The sequence below is a fragment of the Loigolactobacillus backii genome (genome assembly GCF_003946275.1).
GTDB lineage: Bacteria > Bacillota > Bacilli > Lactobacillales > Lactobacillaceae > Loigolactobacillus > Loigolactobacillus backii.
Window position 1 is genome coordinate 1 of the sequence record NZ_RHNQ01000121.1, and the last position, 2,583, is coordinate 2,583.

Annotated in this window: 1 protein-coding gene and 1 pseudogene; both read left to right on the forward strand. The window is 39.1% G+C overall.

Annotated elements, in window-relative coordinates; translation table 11 throughout:
• The first annotated feature begins 400 nt into the window (after nt 1–400).
• Nucleotides 401–1,924, forward strand: coding sequence for a glycerol kinase GlpK (glpK, locus tag EKM61_RS11735; RefSeq protein WP_263850799.1), 1,524 nt, complete (start codon nt 401–403; stop codon nt 1,922–1,924).
• Nucleotides 1,925–1,946: 22 nt separating this feature from the next.
• Nucleotides 1,947–2,522 (forward strand): annotated as a pseudogene (locus tag EKM61_RS11740) (FAD-dependent oxidoreductase); the annotation flags it as partial.
• Nucleotides 2,523–2,583: the final 61 nt, after the last annotated feature.

Below are 2,583 nucleotides of genomic sequence, written 5' to 3' on the forward strand. Positions count from 1 at the left end.
GTGAGCTCTTTTTCTGCACAAAAATCCTGTTAATAGTTTACCATTTGTAAACTATCAACAGGAAAAAGTATAGAGCCAATTAAATTTTAGCGCAATTTTTTTTGTGCCTAAAATTCAATTTCGCTAAATAGTGGTTGGAAAATTAGTTGAATTATTGGATAAGTTAACACCAAAAAGTAATTTAGTAACAACTTTTTTAATTCACAAACGGAAATTTTTGAAGTCAATTAATTAATTTTAAAAGGATTTTAATTGCCATAAGGTATAACTAAATTTTGCACAAGTAAAAATTTATACGATAAGTCAGCATATTAATTCACAATTACCCGTTAGGAGATTATGCTTATAAAGAATATTATGTTAGCGTTTTACTACTTAAAAAAGATTGGAGTGATTTATTTTGGCAAAAGAAGCAACTTATATTATGGCGATTGATGAGGGAACAACAAGTACCCGGGCAATTATTTTTGACCAGCAAGGTAATAAAGTAGCGGATTCGCAGCGTGAATTTCCGCAGTATTTTCCTAAACCTGGTTGGGTGGAACATAATGCTAACGAAATTTGGAACGCAGTATTATCGACAATCGCGAATGTTTTTATTGAATCTGGCGTGAAGCCGCGGCAAATTAGTGGTATTGGGATTACCAATCAACGGGAAACAACGGTTGTTTGGGATAAGCAAACGGGCTTACCAATTTATAACGCCATTGTATGGCAATCGCGGCAAACATCTTCAATTGCGGATAAATTACAGGCTGATGGTCACGCTGATTTAGTGCATAAACGGACTGGCCTAATTATCGACGCCTATTTTTCGGCAACAAAAATTCGTTGGATCTTAGACCACGTTAAAGGTTCCCAAGAACGTGCCGAAAAAGGTGAGTTACTTTTTGGTACGATTGATACGTGGCTTCTTTGGAAGTTAACTGGTGGTGAAAAACACATCACTGATTATTCTAACGCTAGTCGAACAATGTTGTTTAACATTCACGAGCTACACTGGGATGATGAAATCCTCAAACTTTTAAATATTCCTAAGGTGATGTTACCTGAGGTTCACCCAAATTCAGAAGTTTACGGTAAAACTAAGGATTACCATTTTTATGGTAGTGAAGTTCCGATTGCCGGGATGGCCGGGGATCAACAGGCCGCACTTTTTGGGCAGATGGCGTTTGAACCGGGAACGGTTAAGAACACTTACGGAACTGGTGCTTTTATTGTGATGAATACTGGTGAACATCCACAATTATCCGACCATAACCTATTAACAACGATTGCTTACGGCATTAATGGTAAAGTTTATTACGCCTTAGAAGGAAGTATTTTTGTGGCCGGTTCGGCAATTCAATGGTTGCGCGATGGAATGAAACTGATCCAAACAGCACCGGAATCGGAGAAATTAGCGGCGGCCTCGCATAATGATAATGAAGTTTACGTTGTTCCTGCCTTTACTGGTTTAGGGGCGCCTTACTGGGATTCAACGGCCCGCGGCTCTGTTTTTGGTTTAACGCGTGGAACGACCCGTGAGGATTTTGTTAAAGCAACTTTGCAGTCCGTTGCCTACCAAACGCGAGATGTTGTCGACACGATGAAATTAGATACTAAGATTGATATTCCGTTATTAAAAGTAGACGGTGGCGCTGCTAAAAATGATATTTTGATGCAATTTCAGGCTGATCTGTTAAATATTCCAATTCAGCGCGCTCATGATTTGGAAACAACTGCTTTAGGTGCAGCTTTCTTAGCTGGGCTGGCAGTTGGTTACTGGAAGGATCTCGCCGACTTGAAGCAGCACTATACAGAAGGTGAAATGTTCCAACCTAAAATGCCTGCCGATGAACGAGAAAATCTTTATGAAGGTTGGCAAGAAGCAGTTGCAGCAACGCGGAAGTTTAAACACCGTCCCTTGAAACACAACGACTAAATAATAAAGGAGGTCGCTCACGATGGCATTTTCATTAACAACGCGTAAAGAAATTATCGATCATTTGCAAAGTGAAGCTTTAGATTTATTGATTATTGGTGGTGGTATTACTGGTGCTGGTGTTGCCATTCAGGCAAGCTCAACGGGAATTAAAAGTGGCCTGATTGAGATGCAGGATTTTGCTGAAGGGACTTCTTCGCGCTCAACTAAATTAGTTCATGGTGGGATTCGCTATTTAAAAACTTTTGATGTTGAAGTTGTCTCCGATACCGTTAAAGAACGGGCGATTGTTCAACGAATTGCGCCGCATATCCCGCGGCCTGACCCGATGTTATTACCGATTTATGATGAAGCCGGTGCAACTTTTAGTTTGTTTTCGGTGAAAGTTGCAATGGATCTATATGATCGGTTAGCCAACGTTACGGATCCTAAATATACCAATTACACAATTTCAAAAGAAGAAGTTTTGAAGCGTGAACCGCACCTAAAAGCAGAAAATTTGCTGGGTGGCGGTGTTTATCTTGATTACATTAATAATGATTCACGACTTGTTATTGAAAATATAAAAAAGGCTCAAGAAAAGAGAGTGTCAATAATTTTGTGTAAATGAGTAACTCTTATTCGCACGATTAAATAACCAATTTCAAAACATTGATTCT